This window comes from Streptomyces sp. AC627_RSS907, from assembly GCF_019049165.1.
This window is the reverse complement of record NZ_JAGMUE010000313.1, coordinates 1-686: the sequence shown is the minus strand read 5'-3', so window position 1 is coordinate 686 and position 686 is coordinate 1. Positions and strand designations below refer to the sequence as shown.

General features: G+C 71.1%; 1 protein-coding gene. It reads right to left on the bottom strand.

Annotated elements, in window-relative coordinates; genetic code table 11:
* The coding region (locus KUM32_RS35465) for a VWA domain-containing protein (RefSeq protein WP_217146043.1) at window positions 1-686 on the bottom strand (686 nt) is incomplete at both ends.

Genomic DNA, 686 nt, shown 5'->3' with positions numbered 1-686 from the left:
GATCAGGCGTGCAGGCGAAGGCCGGCGCGCCCAGCGCCGCGAGCGCCCCCGCGTGCTCCCGGTCATACGACGGCGCGCCCTCGTCGGACAGCGCCAGCAGCGTCACGAACTGCACGCCCGACGCCTTCATCGCGGCCACCCGCCCGAGCATCTCGTCGCGTATGCCGCCCTCGTACAGGTCGCTGATCAACACGACGACGGTGTCGGCTGGCCGGGTGATCTGGGACTGGCAGTAGGCCAGCGCGCGGTTGATGTCCGTGCCGCCGCCCAGTTGCGTGCCGAAGAGCACGTCCACCGGGTCGTCGAGTTCGTCCGTGAGGTCCACAACCGCCGTGTCGAAGACGACCAGGCGGGTGGCGAGCGAGCGCATCGAGGCCAGCACGGCGCCGAACACCGAGGCGTAGACGACGGAGGCCGCCATCGACCCCGACTGGTCGATGCAGAGGATGACGTCCTTCTTCACCCCGCGCGCGGCCCGCCCGTACCCGATCAGCCGCTCGGGGACCACCGTGCGGTACTCGGGCAGGTAGTTCTTGAGGTTGGCGCGGATGGTGCGGTTCCAGTCGATGTCCTGGTGGCGGGGGCGGCTCACGCGCGCGGAGCGGTCGAGCGCGCCGTTGAGCGTGGCGCGCGTGCGGCTGGACAGCCGCTTCTCGAGGTCCTCCACCACCTTGCGCACCACGGCC